A 19996-nucleotide genomic window follows, 5' to 3' on the forward strand; every position below is an offset into this window, starting at 1 on the left:
CTGCGTGAGTATGACGACGTCCAGCCAGTGGAAGAATCCGCCTCGAACGTGGGCCGAGTCCACTGTCGAGCGGGTTGCAGCAAGCGTGAGGCGGGCACGCGGAAAGCGTTCTGCCGCTTGGCTTTCCGATCAGACCGCGACCCTCGGTCACCCGATCTCACGAACCGTGATCTCAGATCTGGAGAATGGGCGAAAGCGGAGTCTCGACGTCGGCGAGTTGATCGTGATCGCCGCGGCGCTCGGCGTACCTCCGATCTCGTTGCTGTATCCCGAGATCCCCGACGGCGTCGTGGAAGCACTCCCCAACTGGCCTACAACGAGTTGGGACGCGCTTCGCTGGTTCACTGGCGAAGCGCGACTGCAGCGCGACCTCGACCTAGACGACGTGGACGGGTTGATCGAAGTCTCGGCAGACGGTCCGAACATGTTCGACGCGGCCGACGTCGCCGACAGACTCAACTTGCCAACCGACCGTGACGCGCTCGCCAAGCTCGCACTGCTACGCGAACGGGGTCGACTCATGCGGGTACTCAGCGCGACGATGGTGGCTTTCAGCGATGCGGATAGCGAAACGTTCGACACGGAGCCCGCGAAGGCGATTCGGCAAGCCCTTCACAACGTCGATTCGCGACTGCACGAACTTGACGGACCCCGGGTGCCTGATGGCGCGTAGGCACCTCCCGACAGGGATCACCAAGGTCGAAGTCGCCAACCCAAGCACGGGCGCGCCAGAGGACCGCTGGAGGGTCAAACTCAACCCGACAGGCACAGACGGCAAACGGCACCAAGTGAACCGCTCGTTCAAGACCGAACGGGAAGCACGCGACTTCCATGCCCGAACGCTCGGCGCCTCCGCCGCCGGCACCTACGTCCATTCGAGCAAGCGGACAGTCGAGCAGGCGTGCGCCGACTGGCTGGCGTCGAAGCACGGGCTGAAGACGACGACACGCCGCGGCTACAAGTCGTCCCTTCAGCCCGTCCGCGACGAGCTCGGGACCATCCTGATTCAGCGACTGACCAAACGAGACGTCGACGACCTCGTCGTCGCGTTGAGGGCGGGAGAGGTCGACGGGCGGCGCGCGTTCACGCCGCGGACCGTGAACCAGATGCTCGGCCTCCTGTCCCAAGTCCTCGACTCCGAACAGGCTCAAGGCCACGTTGTCCGCAACGTCGCCAAGCTCGTCGACAAGATCCCGGCCAACCCGAAGCGGTATCGGACGCTCACCGAGACGGAGATGTACGCGGTCCTGGACCACGGCTGTCGGAAGCGGCATCTGTGGCACCTGGCCCTGTTCGGGATGAGGCGCGGCGAGATCGCGGGCCTGAAGTGGGAGCACGTCGATCTGAAGGCCGGGACCGTGACGATCGTCGAGACGAGGGTCGACGGCGAGGACGGGGAGATCGTCATCGACACACCGAAGTCGACGACGTCGGCGCGGACGCTACCGCTCCCCGTAGACGTGATCGACGTCCTGAAGGCCGCACGCGCCGCACAGCGGCGTGAACGCCTCAAGCTCGGCAACGCCTACCAGGGCGGCGACTATGTCGCGTGCGACGAGTCGGGGCGCGAGTACAGCCCGTCGCAGATCTCCGACGGCTGGCACCGGATGCTGAAGCGGCTGAGCATCGACGAGGTCCGGCTACATGACGCACGTCACACATGCGGGACGCTCATGCACCTCCGCGGCGTGCCGATCGCGGTGATCTCGGCATGGCTCGGACACGCCTCGGCCGCGTTCACGATGGCGACGTACGCGCATTCGCAGGACGACGCACTGAAGGCAGCAGGACAGGCGTTCGAGCGAGTTGAGGCAAACTGAGGCACCGAGTCTCCCCGATACGGGTCAGGGCCGTTCCTCCGACAGTGGAGAAACGGCCCTGACCTGTATCTATCCCAGTGCCCCCAGTAGGGCTCGAACCTACGACCTGCGGATTAAAAGTCCGTAGCTCTACCAACTGAGCTATAGGGGCGTGCAGCGAGTCCACCTTACAGGGCGCGAGCCGTCCTACCTGCCGGAGCCTTGCGATGGGCGCGTCCGGCGAGGATTCGCCGTCGGCGCCCCCGACTCCGCCCGGCGAGCGGCCCATGAAGAGACGCGCGACACATTCGATCATCGACGTGACGCGCTCGCGGTAGACCGATCATTCTGCTGTGACTTATGGTCACAGCAATATCCGGAGCAAAGGACCGCACATGGCACACGGCCCCAGCCGCACGTTCACCCGCCTCGGCGCGTTCACCCATCGTCGCGCGTGGCTCGTCGTCGGATTCTGGGTGCTGCTCGCCGCGGTCCTGAATCTGTCGATTCCCCAGCTCGAGACCACCGTGTCGAGCACATCCGCCGACTTCCTGCCTCGATCACTGCCGTCCAACCGGCATCTCGAACAGATGGCTCGCGACTTCGGATCGCCGGAGTCGAACGCGGTCAGCAGCATCGTCATGGTCGACGAACAAGGATTCTCCGACGCCGACGATCGGTACTACGGCCGCCTTGTCGAACGACTGCTGCACAGTGACGACGTCGCCTATCTGCTCGACTTCGCGGGGCACCCGATCACCCGGGAGGCCGCCGCGAGTCCCGACGGCAAGGCGATCACCCTGTTCGTCGCCGCGGAGGGCTCGGTCGGCTCCACACGCGCCCACCATGCGGCGCAAGGCATCCGGCAGGCGATCGACGACGCCGAACCGCCGTCGAGCCTGCAGGTCGACTACACCGGACCGACCGCGGCTCTCGCCGATCTGTTCTCCGCGATCGACGTGTCATTGCTGATCATCACGGGTGTCTCCATCGTGCTGATCACGCTGATCCTCTTCGCCGTCTACCGACGATTCGCGACGGCCGCGGTCCCGCTGATCACCCTCGGTCTCGGTCTGGGCGTCACGCGCCCGATCATCTCGTTCCTCGGCGGCCACGACCTGCTGTCGGTCTCGAACTTCACCATCGCGATCATGACGGCCCTCGTCCTCGGAGCCGTCACCGACTACGCGATCTTCACCCTGTCGGCGTATCACGAGGGACGACGCCGCGGCCTGCCGGTCGGGGACGCCGTCGCCTCCGCGAGCGGGCGGACCGGTCCGATCCTGGTCGCGTCGGCCCTGACCATCGCGGTGGCGTGCGGATCGATGATCTTCACCGAGATCGGCATGTTCAGCACGGCCGGGCCGCCGACGGCGATCGCGGTGATCGTCGGACTGCTCCTCGCCCTGACGCTGCCGTCCGCACTCCTGTCCCTCGCCGGACGTCGTGGACTCGCCGAACCGCGTGCGACATCGGAACAGCGCTGGCGGCGGCGCGGCGCGCGCATCATCCGGCGCGCCGGCGTGTACGCGGCCGCGTCACTGATCCTCCTGGTCTCGTGTTCGGCGATCCTCGTCACCCATCAACGCAATTGGGACGAGTCGTCGATGTTCGTCTACGCCAACGACTCGACGCGCGGATACGACGAGGTCTACAAGCACTTCGGCAACAACGCGATCGCCCCCGAGTACCTGATCGTGCGCGCCGACCACGACCTGCGGAACACATCGGACCTGGCGGCACTCGAACTGGCGGCCGACGCCGTCGCACGCCTCGACGACGTCGACTCCGTCCGATCGATAACCCGCCCGGACGGGCGGCCCCTCACCGAGTCCGCGGCGGGGTACGTGCCCGGCCGGGTCGGCACACAGTTGTCAGACGCGACCGAACAGCTCGGTGACGCCCGGCCCGACCTGCGGCGTCTGGCGTCCGGGGTGCAGCAGCTCACGGACGGGGCCGACTCCGCCAACGCCCGGATGCCCGACCTCGTCGACGGCACCGACCAGGTGATCAGCATGGCGACCGGCGTTCTCGACGCTCTCGACTCCGCGGAGCGGTTCGTCGCCGCCGCGACGGACTCGCGCACCGATCTGCGCGGAGCCGCCGCCGAACTGCGCACGGGACTCGACGGCATCGGCCCGCTCCTCGCCGACCTGCGACGCACCGCCGCGGCCGCGCAGCCCGGCCTCGACCGGTTCGACGAACTCTTCGGCCCATTGATCCAGTCCCGCAGTCCCGCGTCGTGCTCGGCGGACCCGCGCTGCGCGGCGGCGCGCGTGGCCTTCGACAGGTTCGACGCCGCCACCGACGGTCGGGCGCGCACCACCCTGACGGCACTCCGGCGGGCGGCGGGGATCTCGGCGGAGGCGTCGGCCCGCGCAGGCCGATCCGTCACCGCGTTGAAGGACCTTCTGAGCCGACTCCAGGCCCTCCTCGGACGGCTCGACGGACGCACACCCGACCAGGCCCGCTCCGACCTCGCTCGACTGCGGTCCGGCGTCGGCGAGCTCTCCTCCGGCATGGCGCAACTCGCCGACGGGCTGCACCAGGTGAACGCGGGCACCGCCCGACTCACCTCGCTGACCGACAAGCTTCACGCGGGCTTGCGGACCGCCACCGGCTATCTCACCGATATGAGCGCCGCGACGTCCGACGGTCCGGGACGAGGCTTCTACCTCCCGGCCGAGGCGCTCACCAGTCCGCGTTTCGTCGAAGGCGCCAAACTGCTGATCTCGCCGAACGGCCACACCGCACGGATGGTCGTCACCTGGTCCGTCAACCCGTACGGCCCGCAGGCCCTCGAGCGCAGTCGAGACATCGCGCCCACCGCGGCGGCCGCACTGGCAGGCACCGGACTGTCGAACGCGGAGGTCACGAGCACCGGCCTGGCCTCGCTCTCGGCCGACATGGACGACCAGCTGACCCGCGACATGCTCGTATTCGGTCTCGTGGCGATCCTCGCCGTGACGATCGTTCTGGCGGTCCTCCTGCGCAGCATCGTCGCACCGCTGATCCTGGTCGCGACGGTCGTCCTCTCGTTCGCCGCAGTCCTCGGGGTGTCGACGCTCGTCTGGCAACACGTCATCGGCATCCCGCTCGACTGGTCGGTGGCGCCGATCTCGTTCATGGCGCTGATCGCCGTCGGCGCCGACTACAGCATGCTCTTCGCGTCACGCATCCGCGAGGAGTCGACGGGCCGCGGAATGCGGCAGGGCATGATCCGCGGGTTCGGCAGCACCGGCGGCGTCATCACCACCGCGGGTGTCGTGTTCGCCCTGACGATGTTCGCGCTCATGAGCGGGACGACGCTCAACCTGGTGCAGATCGGGTTCACCGTCGGCCTCGGCCTGCTGCTCGACATCCTCATCGTGCGATCGGTGCTGGTCCCCGCGACGATGGTCGTCCTCGGCGACACGATGTGGTGGCCGTCGGTCAGTTCGTCGCGCGGGCGCGACTGACGGCGTCGACAGCGTCGAGGAACGGCGGGATGAAGAGATCGGCTCCGAGGACGCAGCACGCGTGACCGCCGTCGACGTCGAAGCGGCGCGCATCGGGAATGCCGTCGACGAGGAGCTGCTGACGTTCGGGCTGCACGATCTTGTCGCGGGTGGAGACGACGACCGCCGTCGGGACGTCGACGTCGCCGAGCCAGGGACGAGAGTCGAAGCGGCTCATGGCGAGCGAGAACTCTCCCTGGTGACCGAGCGGCGTCGACACGACGTGCGACAGCGCCCACATCAGCGGGTGTCCCTCCCAGTTGTCGAGCCGGGCGTCCGACGGGGTCGGAAGAATCTTGTCGACGGGCTTGAGGACCCGGCCGATGCGCTGTTCGGCGGCGAGTCGCTTCGGGTCGATGCTCGAGAAGTAGGGGCCGGTGGAACACAGGACGAGTCCGGTGACGCGGCCCGGATGACGCTTCCACGTCAGCTGTGCGATGCCGCCGCCCATCGAGAAGCCGGCCGCCGTGAACGTGTCGATGCCCAGGTGATCGGCGACCGCGACGACGTCGTCGGCACAGTCGTCGAGGGTGAAGTCGGCCGACCGGATGCCGCGCCCGTGCCAACGGTGATCGATGGTCACGACGCGATAGTTCTGTGCCAGCTTCGGCACCACCGGATACCAGCAGAGCAGCCCTGTCGTACTCACCGAGTGGAGCAGGACGACGACGGGAGCCCCCTGGGGACCGGACTCGGTCACGAATGTGGAGCCCCGACCGGGGAGCTCGATGCGTCGACCAGTCGGAAGGTCGACGACGGGGTGCGGCGCGAGCGCGTGCCCGGCGCCGCGTCGAACCGTCGCCCACGCGACGGCGACTCGGCGACGGACTGACCCACCAGGTGTCTCGATCATGGTTGCGAACGTACTCGGGGCACCTTGGACGAAACTGTGAATCTGTATCAATTCGGCCGGATGTCTGACATACTCCGCGTCGTGATTCCCATCGATCGCCCCAAGCTCGAAGGCTCGATCGCCGTCGGCGACACCCGCACGCGCCGCATCGGCTTCTCCGAGTTCGGCAACCCCGACGGACCGACGATCGTCTGGCTCCACGGCACGCCCGGCGCCCGACGTCAGATCCCTTCCGAGGCACGCGAATACGCGGAGACGCGCGGCTTCCGACTGATCGGCCTCGACCGCCCCGGCGTCGGATCGTCGACCGCGCATTCGTACGACGCGATCGTCGACTTCGCCGCGGACTTCCAGACCGTCCTCAACACGCTGGGCGTCGACAAGTTCTCCATCATCGGCTTGTCCGGCGGCGGACCGTACACACTCGCCGTCTCCCACGTGCTGTCCGACCGGATCGTGTCGACCGCCGTCATCGGCGGCGTCGCCCCCGTCAACGGGCCAGACGCCGTATCGGGCGGAGCCGTCGACCTCGCGAAGCACGCGGTGCCGCTCCTCAACGTCGCCGGACGCCCGATCGGCAAGGCGCTGAGTCTCGCCCTCGGCTTCGCGCGCCCGATCGCCGACCCGGCGATCAGCCTCTACGGCCGCCTCTCCCCCGAAGCCGACCGAGAACTGCTGTCCCGCCCCGAGTTCCGAGCGATGTTCCTCGACGACCTCCTGCACGGCGGCAGCCGTCGTATGGAGGCTCCGTTCGCCGATCTGAAACTGTTCGTCCGCGACTGGGGATTCCGGATCTCCGACGTCCAGGCGAAGGTCCACTGGTGGCACGGCGACGCGGACAACATCATCCCGTACGAGCACGGGGCCCACATGGTGGCACTCCTGCCCGACGCGGAACTCCACTCGATGCCCGGCCAGAGTCATCTCTCCGGCCTCGACCACGCCATCGAGATCCTCGACACCCTCCTCGCGGCCTGGGACTGACGACGACGCTTCGACTCGCTCCGCTCGCTCACCGGGCGGAAGGGACACCTCGCCGACCCGTTCCGTGAGCGAACGGAGTGAGTCCCGTTCCGTGAGCGAACGGAGTGAGTCGAAGGGTCTAGACCCCTCAGCCGGTCACCGAGAGACCGGCGGCGAGGCCGAGCACGACGGTGAGCAGGACGATCTCGATCCCGGCGTTGCGGATGGACGTCGACTCGTCCAGTCTGTGACGGCGGGCCTTGGCGAGCCAGGCGCGTCGATGCCAGACGGCGATCCCGGCGACGACGATCAACAGCACGAGTTTGGCGATCACGACGCGGCCGTATCCGGTTGTCCACCAGTCGAACCCGATGCGGCCGACGGCCGCGGCCAGCCCGGTCACGGTGAGTGTCGCCACGACGGGCAACGCCGACCGCGAGAACGCCGGGAGCGACCGGGCCCAGCCGCCCCGTCCCCGAACGGTGACGACCAGTGCGCCGAGCGTTCCCACCCACCAGGCCGCGGCGAGTGCGTGGACGCCGACGACGAGCGGAATCCACAGCGACGTTCCGGCGTGCCCGGTCACCGACGTCACGAGCACGCCGACGGCGGCGACTGCCCCGACGACGTACGCGTCGCTCGGCGTCCACCACGCCCAGGCGATCACGCCGAGCGCTCCGACCACGCTGATCACGACCGGGAGACCGCTCTCGACGCCGTCCGCGACGTCACCGATCCCGACCGCGAACGGGTCGGCGCCCGCGCGTTCGGCCACCTGCAGCCACGCCGAGATCGCCGACGACGCGCCCCACACCGAGGCGACGACGGCCACCGCGGCGGGCGAGGGTTCGGCGTCGACGAGCCCCAGGAGGCCGAGCCCGAACAGGAGGCTCACCGAGCCGAGGGCGATCGCGTCCGCCCACACGGACAGTTCGGGCGACGCCAGCAGTCGGGCCAGCATCACCCCGATCAGCAGCGCGACGACGGACGCGCCGCCCACCGCGACGCGCAGGGTCAACGGCGACGCTTGATCAACGTGAACGCGACGACACCGCCGATCAGGAGCACCGCTGCGGCGATGATCAGCACGACTCCCCAGACCGGGAATCCGTGTCCGCTCTCCTCCGGGGCCTGGTAGTCGGCGGGCACGGCTTCACCGGGCGTGCCGGTTCCCGCCTTGGTGAGGGTGAACGTGGTCTGTCCCGACACGGGATGTCCATCGGCCGACGTCACTCGATAGTTGACCTGGTACGTGCCGACCGGCCCGAGGCCCGACAGCGACACCGACGCCGTCCGACCGTCGATGACCGGTTCGCTCGTCTGCCAGAAGTGGTTGTCGGGCCCGACGACCTTGATCGTCGCGAACGCGGGCTGCAGGTCTTCGTTGAACGTCAACGTCACCTTGTCGGGCGCCGTCTCGATCGACGCGCCCTTCTCCGGGGACGCCCCGGTCAGCGCCGAATGGGCCGCGGCCGGACCGGCGACGAGCCCCGCGGCCAACGCCGCGAACGCCACCACTGCGGCGACCACTGCCGACCGCTTGAGGAAACCGAACATGAACACACCTCTGACTCGGCGATGGATGGAATGAACCCATCGTCCCACGGGCACTAACCTGAAAGGCGTGTCGGTCTACTCACACGGATTCGCCCGTATCGCAGCCGCTGTCCCGCCCGTCGCACTCGCCGACCCGTCGGAGAACGCGGCCCGCACCGTCGAACTGATCAATCGCGCGCACCACGAGGGCGCGGCGCTCGTCGCGTTCCCCGAACTCGGGCTGTGCGGGTACAGCGTCGACGACCTCGTCCAACAGGACGCCCTGCTCGACGACGTGATGGATGCGCTGATGACCGTCGTCGACGCGACTCGCCGCGTGTCGACGGTGGTGCTCGTCGGCGCTCCGCTGCGGATCGACGACGGTCTGTACAACTGCGCCGTCGTCGTCCACGACGGCGAGATCCTGGGTGTGGCGCCGAAGTCGTACCTGCCGAACTACCGCGAGTTCTACGAGCAGCGGTACTTCGCGGCGGCCCGCGACGCCGTCGTCGACTCGATCACGCTCGGTGAGTACGAGGTGCCGTTCGGTCCCGATCTCGTGTTCGAGGCTGTCGACGTCCCCGGATTCCGCTTCCATGTCGAGGTGTGCGAGGACGGCTGGGTGCCGATCCCGCCGTCGACGTGGGCAGCGCTCGCGGGTGCGTCGTTGCTGGTCAACCTCTCGGGCAGCCCGGTGACGGTCGGCAAGGAGGAGTACCGGCGGTCGCTCGCGACGTCGCACTCGGCACGCAATGTGGCCGCGCACCTGTACGTCGCGTCGGGATTCGGCGAGTCGACCACCGACCTCGCGTGGGACGGCGACGCCCTGATCGCCGAGAACGGCACGCTCCTCGCACGGTCGGAGACGTTCGCGATGGACCCGCAGCTGGTGGTCGCCGACATCGACCTCGACCGCATTCGACAGGAGCGTTCACGACTGATCAGCATGCGCGACCAGGTCGGCGACTTCGCCGATCGGGCCCGCGCGATCCGCCGCATCCCGTTCGAGCTCGACGCCGACTACGACGTCCCCGATCTGCAGCGGACCGTCCTGCGGTTCCCGTTCGTCCCGACGGGCGCGGCCGACCGCGATCAACGATGCCGCGAGGTGCTCGACATCCAGGTGCAGGGCCTCGTCGGCCGCCTGCGAGCGACGGGGATCGGAAAGATCGTCATCGGCGTGTCCGGCGGCCTCGACTCGACGCTCGCCCTGCTCGTCGCCGTGCAGGCGTTCGACCTTCTCGGCCTGCCGCGCACCGACATCCACGCGTACACGATGCCCGGTTTCGCGACCGGTGACGCGACACTCGCCCGCAGCCACGTGTTGATGGACTCGCTCGGCGTGACTGGCAACGAGCTCGACATCCGGCCGTCGTGCACGCAGATGCTGGCCGACCTCGGCCACCCGTTCGCCGACGGCGAGCCCGTCTACGACGTCACGTTCGAGAACGTGCAGGCCGGCGAGCGGACGTCGCACCTGTTCCGGCTCGCCAACTACCTCGGCGGCATCGTCCTCGGCACGGGCGACCTGTCGGAGCTGGCTCTCGGCTGGTGCACGTACGGCGTCGGCGACCAGATGTCGCACTACAACGTCAACGGATCTGTTCCGAAGACGCTCGTGCGACACCTGATCCGATGGAAGATCGCCACGTCCGAGTACTCCGAGGCGACGATCGGCGCACTTCGCGAGATCGTCGACGACGTCATCTCCCCCGAACTCGTGCCGGCCGACGCCGACGGCAAGATCCAGTCGACCGAAGACACCGTCGGCCCATACGAGCTGCACGACTTCTTCCTCTACTACCTGACCCGCTTCGGGTACCGGCCGTCGAAGGTCGCATACCTCGCCCGTCAGGCGTGGAGCGACAAGTCTCGCGGCCCGTGGTCGGACATGATGACCGACGATCAGCGCAACGAGTACCCCGCGGAGACCATCGACAAGTGGCTCGAGGTGTTCCTGAAGCGCTTCATGTCGAACCAGTTCAAACGCACCGCGATGCCCAACGGGCCGAAGATCGGCTCCGGCGGCTCCCTCTCCCCGCGCGGCGACTGGCGTTCCCCCTCCGACGCCCCCTCCACCGCCTGGCTCCGAGAGCTCCACTCCGACCGCTGACCCTCACCGGATTTCGACACGGTCCTCCGCTAACGCTCCGGCCCGGCTCAATCACCGTTCCTAAACCACCGGTGGTTGAGCCGACACCGAGCCGCTAGGCGAGGCGTCGAGTCGAAACCCCAGGCCGAGCGATCAGTAGATCGAGACCAGGAGGTCGAGGCCGTCGGCGAGGCAGAGTCGGTGGACCGCGAGGACGTCGGCGAACGCCGAACGCAGCGTGTCGGCCAGCACCGCCCGGTCGTCCGACCAGGTGTTCGGCTACAACTCGGCGGCCACGATCGCCTCGTCGACACGGGCCCGCTTCCCGCCGCGCGGCCTCATCGGCCGCTCATCAAGCGGTGATCGACACGCGACGCGCGTAACGTTCCCCTATCTGACACAGAACCGCGGAAAAGCACCCCGAAAGCGAGAAATCGGGGAACCTTACGCGGGAGGCGCGACGAGCAGAGACAGGGCGCCGTCAGTAGATCGAGACCAGGAGGTCGAGGCCGTCGGCGAGGCAGAGTCGGTGGACCGCGAGGACGTCGGCGAACGCCGAACGCAGCATGTCGGCCAGCACCGCCCGGTCGTCCGACCAGATGTTCGGGTACAACTCGGCGGCCACGAACTCGGAGAAGTCGACCGAGGCCAGCAGTTGCTCGACGTCGACGGCCTCCAGCGCACCGATGACGCGCGGCAGGTCGGCCACCGGGGTGAGGCCGAGGAAGTCGTCGCTCTCGAACTCGTAGACTCCGACGATCGCCTCGCTGAGCGCGGCGTCTTCGATCGGGGTGGACGCCGACGTCCCCGTGAGCAGGAAGTGCAGGCCGTCCCACGCCTTGTCGATGTCGACGGACGAGGCTCCCGCCTCCAGGAGCCCTTCGACGAACTCGACCACCTCGTCGGGGTCGAGATCGCCGAGACGCTCGTCGGCGTCCGGCGCGACGCCGAGGTAGACGGCGAGCAGTCCCATGTCAGCTCTCCGCGGGTTCGGGTGCCGTCAGCTGCTCGCCGCGTTCGACGGCGGCGAGCAGGATGTCGAGTTGGTCGTGGAACGCCTGTGTCATCTGGGAGATGTCGGGGGCGAGGTCGCTGCAGGTCAGCAGTCCGACGTTCAGCTTTCCCGCAGACGAGAACACCGTCATGTTGAGACCGAGGCCGTGGAAGATCGGCGCCAGCGGGTACACGGATTCGACGCGGCCGCCGAGCAGGTACATGTCGAATGCGGGACCTGCGACGTTGGAGACGATCGCGTTGAACACCGGCGGATGCAGGCCGGACAGGCGGCGGTCGGCGTACATGCGCATGAGGACCGCCATCGAACCGCCGGGCGCGAACTCGGCGAATCCGCGAAGGATGTTGGCGTCGATGTCCTTCAGGTGCTCTTTCGCGATGGTCGCGTAGACGCCGGCTTCACGGAGACGTTCCAGCGGGTCCTCCACGTCGCTGGGCAGACGCGTGAACATGCCGGTGACCTTGTTCGTCCCGGTTTCGACGAGGTCCTTCTCCTCGGCACCGCGCACCGACACGGGCACCATGCCGACTAGCGGGTCGGACGGCAGTTCGTCGTGCAGCTCGAGGTACGACCGGAGTGCGCCGCCCGCCATCGCGAGGACGACGTCGTTCATCTTGACGCCGAAGTGATCCTTGACCTTCTTGACGTCGTCGAGCGGAAGCTGGGTGAGGGCGATCGACCGACGCGGCGACAGCGGGGCGTTGAACCTGGTCCGCGGCGCGAGGAACGGCGCTGGCATGCCCTCGCCCGACCGGACGCGGCGGAACCATTCGAACGGCACGGGCACCGTCTTGGGGATCAGCTTCAGCGCGGCGACGGGTCGCTGCAGGAAGTAGTTGACGGCGCCGCCGACGGCCATGTCGCGGCGCGACGCCGGGCCCGCGGTGAGGGCGATCTTGTCCAGGTCGAGTTCCGGCGGTTCCGGGGTGCGGGTGGCGAGCTCACCGAGGATGTCGGCGACGGTGGCGCCGTCGACGCCCGCGTGGTGCATGCGGAGCATGACGGCGATCTTGCCGTCCTCCATGCCTTCGAGGATCCACAGGTCCCACAGCGGCTTCTTGCGGTCGAGGACCTGGCCGATGAGGTGCCCGCACATCTGCGCGAGCTCGGCCACCCGGCCCGGCGACGGCACGGCGATGCGGTGCACGTGGCGTTCGATGCGGAAGTCGTCGTCCTCGATCCACACGGGATGGTCGACGTTGGTCAGCGAGTCGGCGAGCTTGCGGCGCAGCGACGGCATCGCCGTCACCCGGCGCGCCATCTCGTTGCGCATCTTCTCGAACGTGTAGCCGCCGACGACGGTGGACGGGTCGAGCTGCATGATCGCAGCCACGTTCATCACCTGAGACGGAGTCTCCAGGTACAGGAAGGACGCGTCGAGACCGCTCAACCGCTGCATGTAGACCCCTATCGTCGCATTCGACCAACCAGCGTGAACATGTTCTATTCACGCTCAGTCCAACACTAGCGCCGCGAGGACGTCACGATGCCATCGAACTGTGGCGACGTTCGCCACTCTTCTCAGACTGCGGCCTTCTCCCGACGCGCGGCGTCGCGGGCGAGGAAGCGCTCACGCTGTTCTTCGAAACGTTTCGCGTCGACCTCGGTCTTCTCGAGGAACGCCGCGAGCTTCTCGCGCGCCTCCTCGCCTCGGGGCCCGAAGTCGTTGCGCTCGAAGATGTTCCACTTGCGCATGACGGGCCAGACCACGTCGTCGAGGTGCTGCCGGATGTCGTAGATCCCGTGCTTGGCCATGATGAGGCTCATCTTGCGGAAGTTCGGCATGCCGATGCCCGGCATGTCGAAGTTGGTGATGACGTGAGTGATCGCGTCCATCGCCTGGTCGGGCGCGAGATCGAGGGCCGCGGCACAGATGTTGCGGTAGAAGATCATGTGCAGGTTCTCGTCGGCCGCGATGCGCTGCAGCATCTTGTCGGCGACCGGGTCGTTGCACGCCTTGCCGGTGTTGCGGTGGCTCACGCGAGTGCCGAGTTCCTGGACGGTCACGTAGGCGACGCCGCGGAGCATCCCGTTGATCTCGTCCGAGTGGGCGCCCTTGGTCATGTTGGTCATGCGGTCGTTCTCGAGCGCGACGGGATCGACGCCTCGGGTGACGACGAGGTAGTCGCGCATGACGATGCCGTGCCGGTTCTCCTCGGCCGTCCAGCGTCCCACCCACGTGCCCCACGCGCCGTCCGGCGAGAAGTAGTCGGTGATCTCACGGTGGTACGACGGCAGGTTGTCCTCGGTGAGGAGGTTCAGCGTCATCGCGGCCTTGGCGACCTCGCTGAGCTGAGACTGTTCGGGCTCCCAGTCGACGCCGCCCATCTTCGCGAAGTTGCGGCCCTCTTCCCACGGAATGTAGTCGTGCGGATGCCAGTCGCGGGCCAGCGACAGGTGCCGGTTCAGCTCCTTCTCGGCTGCGGGCTCGAGCTCTTTGAGCAGCTGGAGTTGGGTCAGATCAGACACTGGAACACCTTCCGTACACGGCCATGTGACACGCCGCACACTATGGGACGTCCGTGGCCGCCGCAACTCCTGCGCTCGCGTTTCGCGAAGTTCAGGTGCGGCTGTACGCCTGGACGAACACCACTTCGACGCCTAGGACGTTGTCGGCGGCGAGGAGCGCACGGGCGGCGTCGGCGGCGCGGAGTTCGGCGAACACCATCCGGACCGGGGCTGTGCCTGCGGCCGCATGCGCGTCGCGCGCCTGCGACAGGATCTGCTCGGTGCCGGGCCAGGCGGGGTCGAAGGCGTTCGTCGGGAGGACGTGCGCCTCGTAACCCGGCCCGTTGACGATCAGCAGCGTCCCGTCGGTCTCGCGGCCGTCGAAGCCGAAGCCGCCGACAGTGAACGCGTAACCGGACGGCGCGAGGGCGACCTGCCTGTTGAACATGCGGGACGTCTCGGCGGCCTTCGGCGACGTCATCGTCCACCCCTTGGCGCTGTCGGCGACGGAGTTCCCCTTGGTCACCGCCGTATCGATGGCGACCGGATCGATGGCGCCGCTCACCGTCAGGTTGAACTTGGTCGACGAGTTGATGTCACCGTACGGGATGGAGGCGATAGTGCATCTGGCGTTCCCTCGGCCGTTGATCGGCATCGTCGACGTTCCGGAGCATTGGCCCGCCGCGCGGCCGCCGGACTTGAAGTCGGTGGCGACCGCGATGGTGACGGTGCCGGAGTCGAGGCCCGAGCCGGTGTTGGCGAGGCCGTAATCGATGGTGCACGACATTCCGCTGCAGTCGAGGCCGCCCGTCGGGTTCGGGATGATCATGGTGGCCGAGCCGATGTTGCCCGCCGAGACCGCGGTCTTAGCCGTCGAGTAGAAGTCGTGTGCGCCCGCGGCGTCGAGGCGGGTGACGCGCAGGTCGGCGTCGACCTGCGCGAGGTCGCCGCCGAAGCCCTTGCCGATCGGGCCGCGCAGCGCGGTGAGGGCACCGTCGTCGTCGGTGCCGACGACCATCGCACCGGCCTGGAATCGGCGCGTCCCCTGCACTCCGCCGTCGGCGTCCTCCACGTCGATCTCGGCGACGCCCGGGCGGTCCGTGCCGGGGTTCACGCGACGATCGGGCGTCTTGGAGCCGCGCCCGATGTCGGTGCCGGACACATCGCTGTCGCCGAGAGTCGCGTCCTGCTGTCCGAGTGCGAGCCCAAGCCGAGATGGTCGGAGGGCCGCACGCAAGTCGACTCCGAGGAACTCTTCCTTCACCGACACCCATTTGCCGGTCGGCGACGACTCGGTGAACACGCCCGCAGGCTGCTTCACCGTCTCCTGTTTGCGCCAGAACTCGGCGTCGCCTTTGACGAGGGTCCGGTTCGCGATCTGCAGGAGTTCAGCCGAGCCGCCGTTCTCGCGGACGGTTCCGTGGACGTCGCCCGCCGAGGTCACGGTCAGCTTCGTGACGTCGAGCGTCAATGACTTGGAGTTGAGCTTCATCGTGACGGTGCCGTCGTATGTCGCGGCGGGAGCGTCGGCGAGCGACAATGACGCGGTGTTGATGCCCTGCAGTGCGCGCGTCGCCTCGTTGGCGACCGGAGCCCCGTCGACCGACCGCACCAACACGCCCGACAGCGTCACGCCGAGGACGATCGCGACGGCCGCCGCGGCACCGCCCGCGATCACAAGATTCTTTTGCACGAGACAGATCTCCCCACTCCGACGACTCCTACGATCGTCACCTTCTCATGCCTCACCCTAGAAACGTCATTCCGGTCGTGCGGTGTCGGATGTTCGGTCGACGCCGATCAGTTCGGGATGATGACGCTGTACGTCAGGCGGTACTTTCCGCCCGTCTGGGAGCTCACTATCGCGACCGTGTACTTCTCGTTGGAGAAGGTCGCGTTCTGTTGGCTCGGGTCCTTGCCCGGCGAGACGACCTCGTCGTACTTCGCGGCCCGCAGTTTGTCGACCGCGTCCGGGAACGATGTGGCCGTTGCCCCGACCACTTCCATGCCGACCGCGTCCTCGACCGGGGAGTCGTACGCCTTGAACTGGGTGCCGACCACCGGGATGTCCTTCGGGAAGCCGTCCGGCACCGTCGACGACACCGTCTGGTTCGTCGAGGCGGTGTCGCCCGAGTCGTCACCGCACGCCGCGAGGAACGTCAGTGCTCCCACTGCCGCGACAGCGGCCGCGATCTTCTTGAAATGCATCGCTCCCCTTGCTCCGATGGTCAGTACTGTCCGCCTCTACGCACAGTACTGACCACAGCGCGGCGCGGCTCAGCCCCCGAGTCGTCCGTCGGTCACTCCATCGGCAGCGTGTTGGCGAGAGCGAGGAGATCGTCCTTCTTCGCGGTGTCGGTGCCGATGGCGATCCAGAGGTCGTCGACGGTGTCGGGTCGAAGGAACGCGACATGGTTGGCCTCGTCGACGTATCCGGTCCCGTAGCGCCATTTGATCGCGGCGGCTCCCGGTTTCGCCGAGGCCGCGCTGAACACCGCGTCGGTGGCCTCCTTCGAATCGAGCCAGGCGACGGACAGGAGCACGGACGAACTCGAACACGCCATGCGCGCACGTCCCCACACCTTGCCGCTGCCGGTGTCGGTTCCGACCTCCGCGTCGAAGGCGTACAACTGCCATGAGCACTGAATGTCGTTCCAGCCGGACTGGTCGGGGGTCTGCGGCAGCACCTTGGGCAGCATCGCGACGAGTGGCGTGTACTCGCCCCAGCTCTGGCCGACGGTCGCATCGCTCGGGGCACTGGGCGCCGAGACCACACCGTCCGACTCCGCCGTCACCGTGTAGGTGTGCTTGCCTTCGCCCGCCGTCGTGTCGATGAACGCCGTGTCCGGTCCCGCGTAGACGACGGTGTTGTCGTCCCTCACCAGCTGGTACGAGTCGGCGCCGGAGACGCCCGTCCAGGCGACCTTCGCGGTCGCCCCGTCACTGGAGGCGCTCAAACCGGTCGGCGCGGCGACGGCCCCGCCGCCGCCGACCGCGAAACGCACGATCAACAGGCACGCGACAAGTACGAGCACCGCAGCGATCGCGATGAACAGGTACACACGACGCCGGCTGCGCGGCGCCCCCTGGAATTGAGCAGTCATCAGAACGGAAGCCTTCCCAAGAGCTCGCGAGCTTTCGCGGTGTCCTTCGGGTTCGGGAACTCCACTTCGACGAACGTCTTCGCACGCGGATCGTCGTCGTCGCCCGTGTACGCCCACACCGAGCGGGCGGCGCCGTTCTGGCTCCCGGTGGTGATCGATCCCTTGGCCCCCTGCGCCGACCTCACGAACTCGGTCTTGGCCGTGAACGGGAGCTCCCGTCCGGCCGCGTAGCGGGCGTTCGTCGCATCGGTGAATCCGGCGATGAACACCGAGTACAGCACGGTGTCGCCGTCCTTCTTCTGGCAGATGATCGCCCGGTTCGGATACCGGTCCGATATGTGCGGCCCGGCCCCGCGGCAGCGTAGGCCCTCGAACCCGTTGGTGGTGATCGGCGACGACGGCACGAGTCCCGGATACAGGTTCGCGACATCGCGGAGACCCGCCCAGGTGAGCGTCACGGTGATCGGGCCGGACGAGGCGAAGTCGGAGCCCTGCTTGGTGGTGCTGCGAGCGGCGACCGAGTACGTGTGCGTGCCCGCGAACGGCGAACCGATCGTGTACGACGTGTCGGCGACGCTGCGGATCACCGTGTCGTCTTGTCTGATCATGTAGCTGTCGGCCCCGGACACGCCGTTCCACGACAGTTCGACACCCTGATCGGTCGACTTCGCGGTGAACCCGGACGGCGTGGCGAGCGCGTCTCCGGACGACCACAGGAATCCGCCGCCGATGCCGAGCGCCGCCGCGACAAGCACTGCCGCGGTCGCCAGGACGGCCGTCCTGGCGAACCACGGCGTGCGGGGTGCGGCCGGCTGCAGGGTGGCGACGGCTCCGGTCTGTGCGAAGTTCGGTGCGTACGCCTTGGCGTCGACGGGTCGGACGGGCGCGCCGGGCGTGTTCGCGAACGACGGCGGGACGACCGGTGCCCGGCCCTCGAACAGTGCTGCGCGCAGCGCCTGAGCGAATGCGACGCACGACGGCGGACGCTGGTTCGGGTCCTTCGCGAGACCGAACGCGAGGACCGCGTCGACGGCGGGCGGCAGGGACCGGTTCCGCTGTGATGCACGCGGCGGCTCCGCGAACAGATGGGCAGTCATCATGCCCTGCAGGCTCTGGGAGTCGTACGGCGAACTGCCGGTGAGCAGTTCGAACGCGGTCGCCGCGAGGGAGTACAGGTCCGATCGGCCGTCCATCGCGCGACCGTTGATCTGCTCGGGGGAGCAGTACCGCATGGTCCCGACGGTGGTGCCGGTTCCGGTGAGGTTGCCTTCCGCGTCGCCGATGGCCTGGGCGATGCCGAAGTCCGTCACCTTGATCGCCTCGGGGACGATCGGGTCGGGGCCGGGTGTGATCAGGATGTTCGCGGGCTTCACGTCGCGGTGCAGGATGCCGTTCCGGTGTGCGACGTCCAACGCCGCGGCGGTGCCGTCGACGATGTTGGCGACGAGCCGCGCGTCGAGCCCGCCGGGCGACTGTTTGATGACCCGCGCGGCGTCGGTGCCGGGGACCAGTTCCATCGCGATCCACAGCAGGTCGTTCAGGGCGCCGCGGTCGTAGACGCGTACCAGGTTCGGGTGCGTGAGGGGCGCGACGAGGTCGGCTTCCCGCTCGAATCGCGCCCGCACCACGGGGCTGTCCGCGTGCGCGGACCGCAGCACCTTCAGCGCATCGCTGCGCGGCAGGCGCGGGTGCCGCACCCGGTACACCTCACCCATGCCGCCCGCCCCGAGCACCGATTCGACCCGGTACCCCGCGATCTCTTCCCCGACTTCGAACATGAGGCGCATGCTACCGGCACGTACGTCCGTTCACCCGATCCGAACGACGCCGACCGAATGACACGTGGCGGTCCGTGACGAAATCGCCTGAACCCCTTCATTCTTCGCGCGCGGCACCCTACGATCGGCCGGTATGACTCCCCGTTTCAGCTCCGACGAGCTCGACGCCGCGTTCGCCCAGTTCCAGAAGACGACCGCCGAGGTCGCGGTCAGCGACGACTGGGACCGTTGGGCCGATCAGTTCACCGTCGACGCCGAGTACGTCGAGCACGCCTACGGCACGATGCACGGCCGCGAGGCGATCCGCGCGTGGGTCAAGAAGACGATGTTCGCGTTCCCCGGCAGCCATATGGCCGAGTACCCGTCGTTGTGGCACGTCACCGACCCGTCGACGAGCCGAGTGATCTGCGAGATCGACAACCCGATGCGCGACCCCGGCGACGGCTCCGTATTCACCGCGACCAATATGACGATCCTGACCTACGCGGGCGACGGCTTGTGGAGCCGCGAGGAGGACGTCTACAACCCGATGAAGTTCGGCCAGATGACGTACCGCTGGTGCGAACGCGCCGCCGAACTGGGCACTCTCGACGACCCCGCCCGCCAGTGGATGGAGAGCTTCGGCAAGATGTTCGCGCCGCGCGCCCGTTAGGCCCTTTCGCTCACCCCAACGACAGATGCTCATTTCGTCGACGTTCGCTCACTTCCGGAGGTGAGCGAACGTCGACGAAATGAGCGTCCCGTCGGCGAGGTGAGCGAACACGGCGAACCTCGGCAATGCTAGTTTCATTCGAACTAGTCGGATTGCACTATTTGAGGGGGACACATGAAGTCAGGCTCGAACACGGGAAGAGCACTCGCCATCGCAATAGCCGGGGCGGCAGTCGTGTCCACCGCCGCGTGTGGTTCCG

16 protein-coding genes and 1 tRNA gene are annotated in these 19996 nt (G+C 67.8%); 6 read left to right on the plus strand and 11 right to left on the minus strand.

Features of this window, described 5'->3' with window-relative positions; genetic code table 11:
- The first annotated feature begins 10 nt into the window (after positions 1 to 10).
- Together GYB83_RS07860 and GYB83_RS07865 are read left to right on the plus strand one after the other, a co-directional pair.
- Positions 11 to 673 (plus strand): helix-turn-helix domain-containing protein, encoded by a 663-nt coding sequence (locus tag GYB83_RS07860; protein WP_161894964.1) that lies wholly within the window; start codon positions 11 to 13, stop codon positions 671 to 673.
- Between the two features lie 115 nt (positions 674 to 788).
- The gene (locus tag GYB83_RS07865; protein ID WP_228461291.1) at positions 789 to 1820 is read left to right on the plus strand and encodes a tyrosine-type recombinase/integrase; all 1032 of its coding nucleotides are present in this window, start codon (positions 789 to 791) and stop codon (positions 1818 to 1820) included.
- Between the two features lie 78 nt (positions 1821 to 1898).
- On the opposite strand, the gene GYB83_RS07870 is transcribed toward GYB83_RS07865, so the two are convergent.
- A tRNA-Lys gene (locus GYB83_RS07870) sits at positions 1899 to 1971 on the minus strand.
- 223 nt (positions 1972 to 2194) lie between these two features.
- Here GYB83_RS07870 and GYB83_RS07875 point away from each other — a divergent pair.
- Complete coding sequence (locus GYB83_RS07875) at positions 2195 to 5257, plus strand: MMPL family transporter (protein WP_161894965.1); 3063 nt, start codon at positions 2195 to 2197, stop codon at positions 5255 to 5257.
- Here the strand turns inward: GYB83_RS07875 and GYB83_RS07880 are convergent.
- A complete protein-coding gene (locus GYB83_RS07880; protein WP_161894966.1) occupies positions 5232 to 6149 on the minus strand; it encodes an alpha/beta fold hydrolase in 918 nt (305 codons plus the stop codon). The two genes, GYB83_RS07875 and GYB83_RS07880, sit on opposite strands and share 26 nt — an antisense overlap.
- Before the next feature lie 81 nt (positions 6150 to 6230).
- Between GYB83_RS07880 and GYB83_RS07885 the strand changes: the two genes are divergently transcribed.
- On the plus strand, positions 6231 to 7133 hold the full coding sequence (locus GYB83_RS07885; RefSeq protein ID WP_161894967.1) for an alpha/beta fold hydrolase: 903 nt from the start codon (positions 6231 to 6233) through the stop codon (positions 7131 to 7133).
- Positions 7134 to 7260: 127 nt separating this feature from the next.
- Here the strand turns inward: GYB83_RS07885 and GYB83_RS07890 are convergent, their stop codons facing one another.
- Both GYB83_RS07890 and GYB83_RS07895 read right to left on the minus strand, forming a co-directional pair.
- Positions 7261 to 8130, minus strand: a complete 870-nt coding sequence (locus tag GYB83_RS07890; protein WP_228461292.1) for a CopD family protein — start codon at positions 8128 to 8130, stop codon at positions 7261 to 7263.
- The gene (locus tag GYB83_RS07895; protein WP_161894968.1) at positions 8127 to 8669 is read right to left on the minus strand and encodes a copper resistance protein CopC; all 543 of its coding nucleotides are present in this window, start codon (positions 8667 to 8669) and stop codon (positions 8127 to 8129) included. Before GYB83_RS07895 ends, GYB83_RS07890 begins: the two co-directional genes overlap by 4 nt.
- Positions 8670 to 8736: 67 nt before the next feature.
- Between GYB83_RS07895 and GYB83_RS07900 the strand changes: the two genes are divergently transcribed.
- Positions 8737 to 10761, plus strand: a complete 2025-nt coding sequence (locus GYB83_RS07900) for an NAD(+) synthase (protein ID WP_161894969.1) — start codon at positions 8737 to 8739, stop codon at positions 10759 to 10761.
- Positions 10762 to 11221: 460 nt separating this feature from the next.
- On the opposite strand, the gene GYB83_RS07905 is transcribed toward GYB83_RS07900, so the two are convergent.
- The 7 genes from GYB83_RS07905 to GYB83_RS07935 all read right to left on the minus strand — a co-directional run bounded on the left by GYB83_RS07905 (position 11222) and on the right by GYB83_RS07935 (position 19085).
- Complete coding sequence (locus tag GYB83_RS07905) at positions 11222 to 11713, minus strand: YfbM family protein (RefSeq protein ID WP_161894970.1); 492 nt, start codon at positions 11711 to 11713, stop codon at positions 11222 to 11224.
- A gap of 1 nt (position 11714) precedes the next feature.
- A complete protein-coding gene (locus tag GYB83_RS07910; protein WP_161894971.1) occupies positions 11715 to 13154 on the minus strand; it encodes a WS/DGAT/MGAT family O-acyltransferase in 1440 nt (479 codons plus the stop codon).
- A gap of 122 nt (positions 13155 to 13276) precedes the next feature.
- Positions 13277 to 14224, minus strand: a complete 948-nt coding sequence (locus GYB83_RS07915) for an acyl-ACP desaturase (protein ID WP_161894972.1) — start codon at positions 14222 to 14224, stop codon at positions 13277 to 13279.
- A 91-nt stretch (positions 14225 to 14315) separates the two neighbouring features.
- Positions 14316 to 15896, minus strand: coding sequence for a hypothetical protein (locus GYB83_RS07920; protein ID WP_161894973.1), 1581 nt, complete (start codon positions 15894 to 15896; stop codon positions 14316 to 14318).
- Positions 15897 to 16003: 107 nt separating this feature from the next.
- On the minus strand, positions 16004 to 16411 hold the full coding sequence (locus GYB83_RS07925) for a hypothetical protein (RefSeq protein WP_161894974.1): 408 nt from the start codon (positions 16409 to 16411) through the stop codon (positions 16004 to 16006).
- Between the two features lie 92 nt (positions 16412 to 16503).
- Positions 16504 to 17307 (minus strand): hypothetical protein, encoded by an 804-nt coding sequence (locus GYB83_RS07930; protein WP_161894975.1) that lies wholly within the window; start codon positions 17305 to 17307, stop codon positions 16504 to 16506.
- Entirely contained in the window at positions 17307 to 19085 is a 1779-nt protein-coding gene (locus tag GYB83_RS07935) for a serine/threonine-protein kinase (protein ID WP_161894976.1), read from the minus strand. The genes GYB83_RS07930 and GYB83_RS07935 overlap by 1 nt, the downstream gene beginning before the upstream one ends.
- 133 nt (positions 19086 to 19218) lie before the next feature.
- Here GYB83_RS07935 and GYB83_RS07940 point away from each other — a divergent pair, with 133 nt between their 5' ends.
- Positions 19219 to 19737, plus strand: coding sequence for a nuclear transport factor 2 family protein (locus GYB83_RS07940; RefSeq protein ID WP_161894977.1), 519 nt, complete (start codon positions 19219 to 19221; stop codon positions 19735 to 19737).
- The last annotated feature ends 259 nt before the right edge of the window (positions 19738 to 19996 follow it).

Source organism: Gordonia spumicola (genome assembly GCF_009932475.1).
Classification (GTDB): Bacteria; Actinomycetota; Actinomycetes; order Mycobacteriales; family Mycobacteriaceae; genus Gordonia; species Gordonia spumicola.

What these genes read in the sequence shown, in the direction of transcription:
- GYB83_RS07895 (WP_161894968.1), bottom strand. Translation starts at nt 8,669, where the DNA reads ATGTTCGGTTTCCTCAAGCGGTCGGCAGTGGTCGCCGCAGTGGTGGCG.
- GYB83_RS07860 (WP_161894964.1), top strand. Translation starts at nt 11, where the DNA reads ATGACGACGTCCAGCCAGTGGAAGAATCCGCCTCGAACGTGGGCCGAG.
- GYB83_RS07910 (WP_161894971.1), bottom strand. Translation starts at nt 13,154, where the DNA reads ATGCAGCGGTTGAGCGGTCTCGACGCGTCCTTCCTGTACCTGGAGACT.
- GYB83_RS07940 (WP_161894977.1), top strand. Translation starts at nt 19,219, where the DNA reads ATGACTCCCCGTTTCAGCTCCGACGAGCTCGACGCCGCGTTCGCCCAG.
- GYB83_RS07875 (WP_161894965.1), top strand. Translation starts at nt 2,195, where the DNA reads ATGGCACACGGCCCCAGCCGCACGTTCACCCGCCTCGGCGCGTTCACC.
- GYB83_RS07935 (WP_161894976.1), bottom strand. Translation starts at nt 19,085, where the DNA reads ATGTTCGAAGTCGGGGAAGAGATCGCGGGGTACCGGGTCGAATCGGTG.
- GYB83_RS07880 (WP_161894966.1), bottom strand. Translation starts at nt 6,149, where the DNA reads ATGATCGAGACACCTGGTGGGTCAGTCCGTCGCCGAGTCGCCGTCGCG.
- GYB83_RS07905 (WP_161894970.1), bottom strand. Translation starts at nt 11,713, where the DNA reads ATGGGACTGCTCGCCGTCTACCTCGGCGTCGCGCCGGACGCCGACGAG.
- GYB83_RS07925 (WP_161894974.1), bottom strand. Translation starts at nt 16,411, where the DNA reads ATGCATTTCAAGAAGATCGCGGCCGCTGTCGCGGCAGTGGGAGCACTG.
- GYB83_RS07930 (WP_161894975.1), bottom strand. Translation starts at nt 17,307, where the DNA reads ATGACTGCTCAATTCCAGGGGGCGCCGCGCAGCCGGCGTCGTGTGTAC.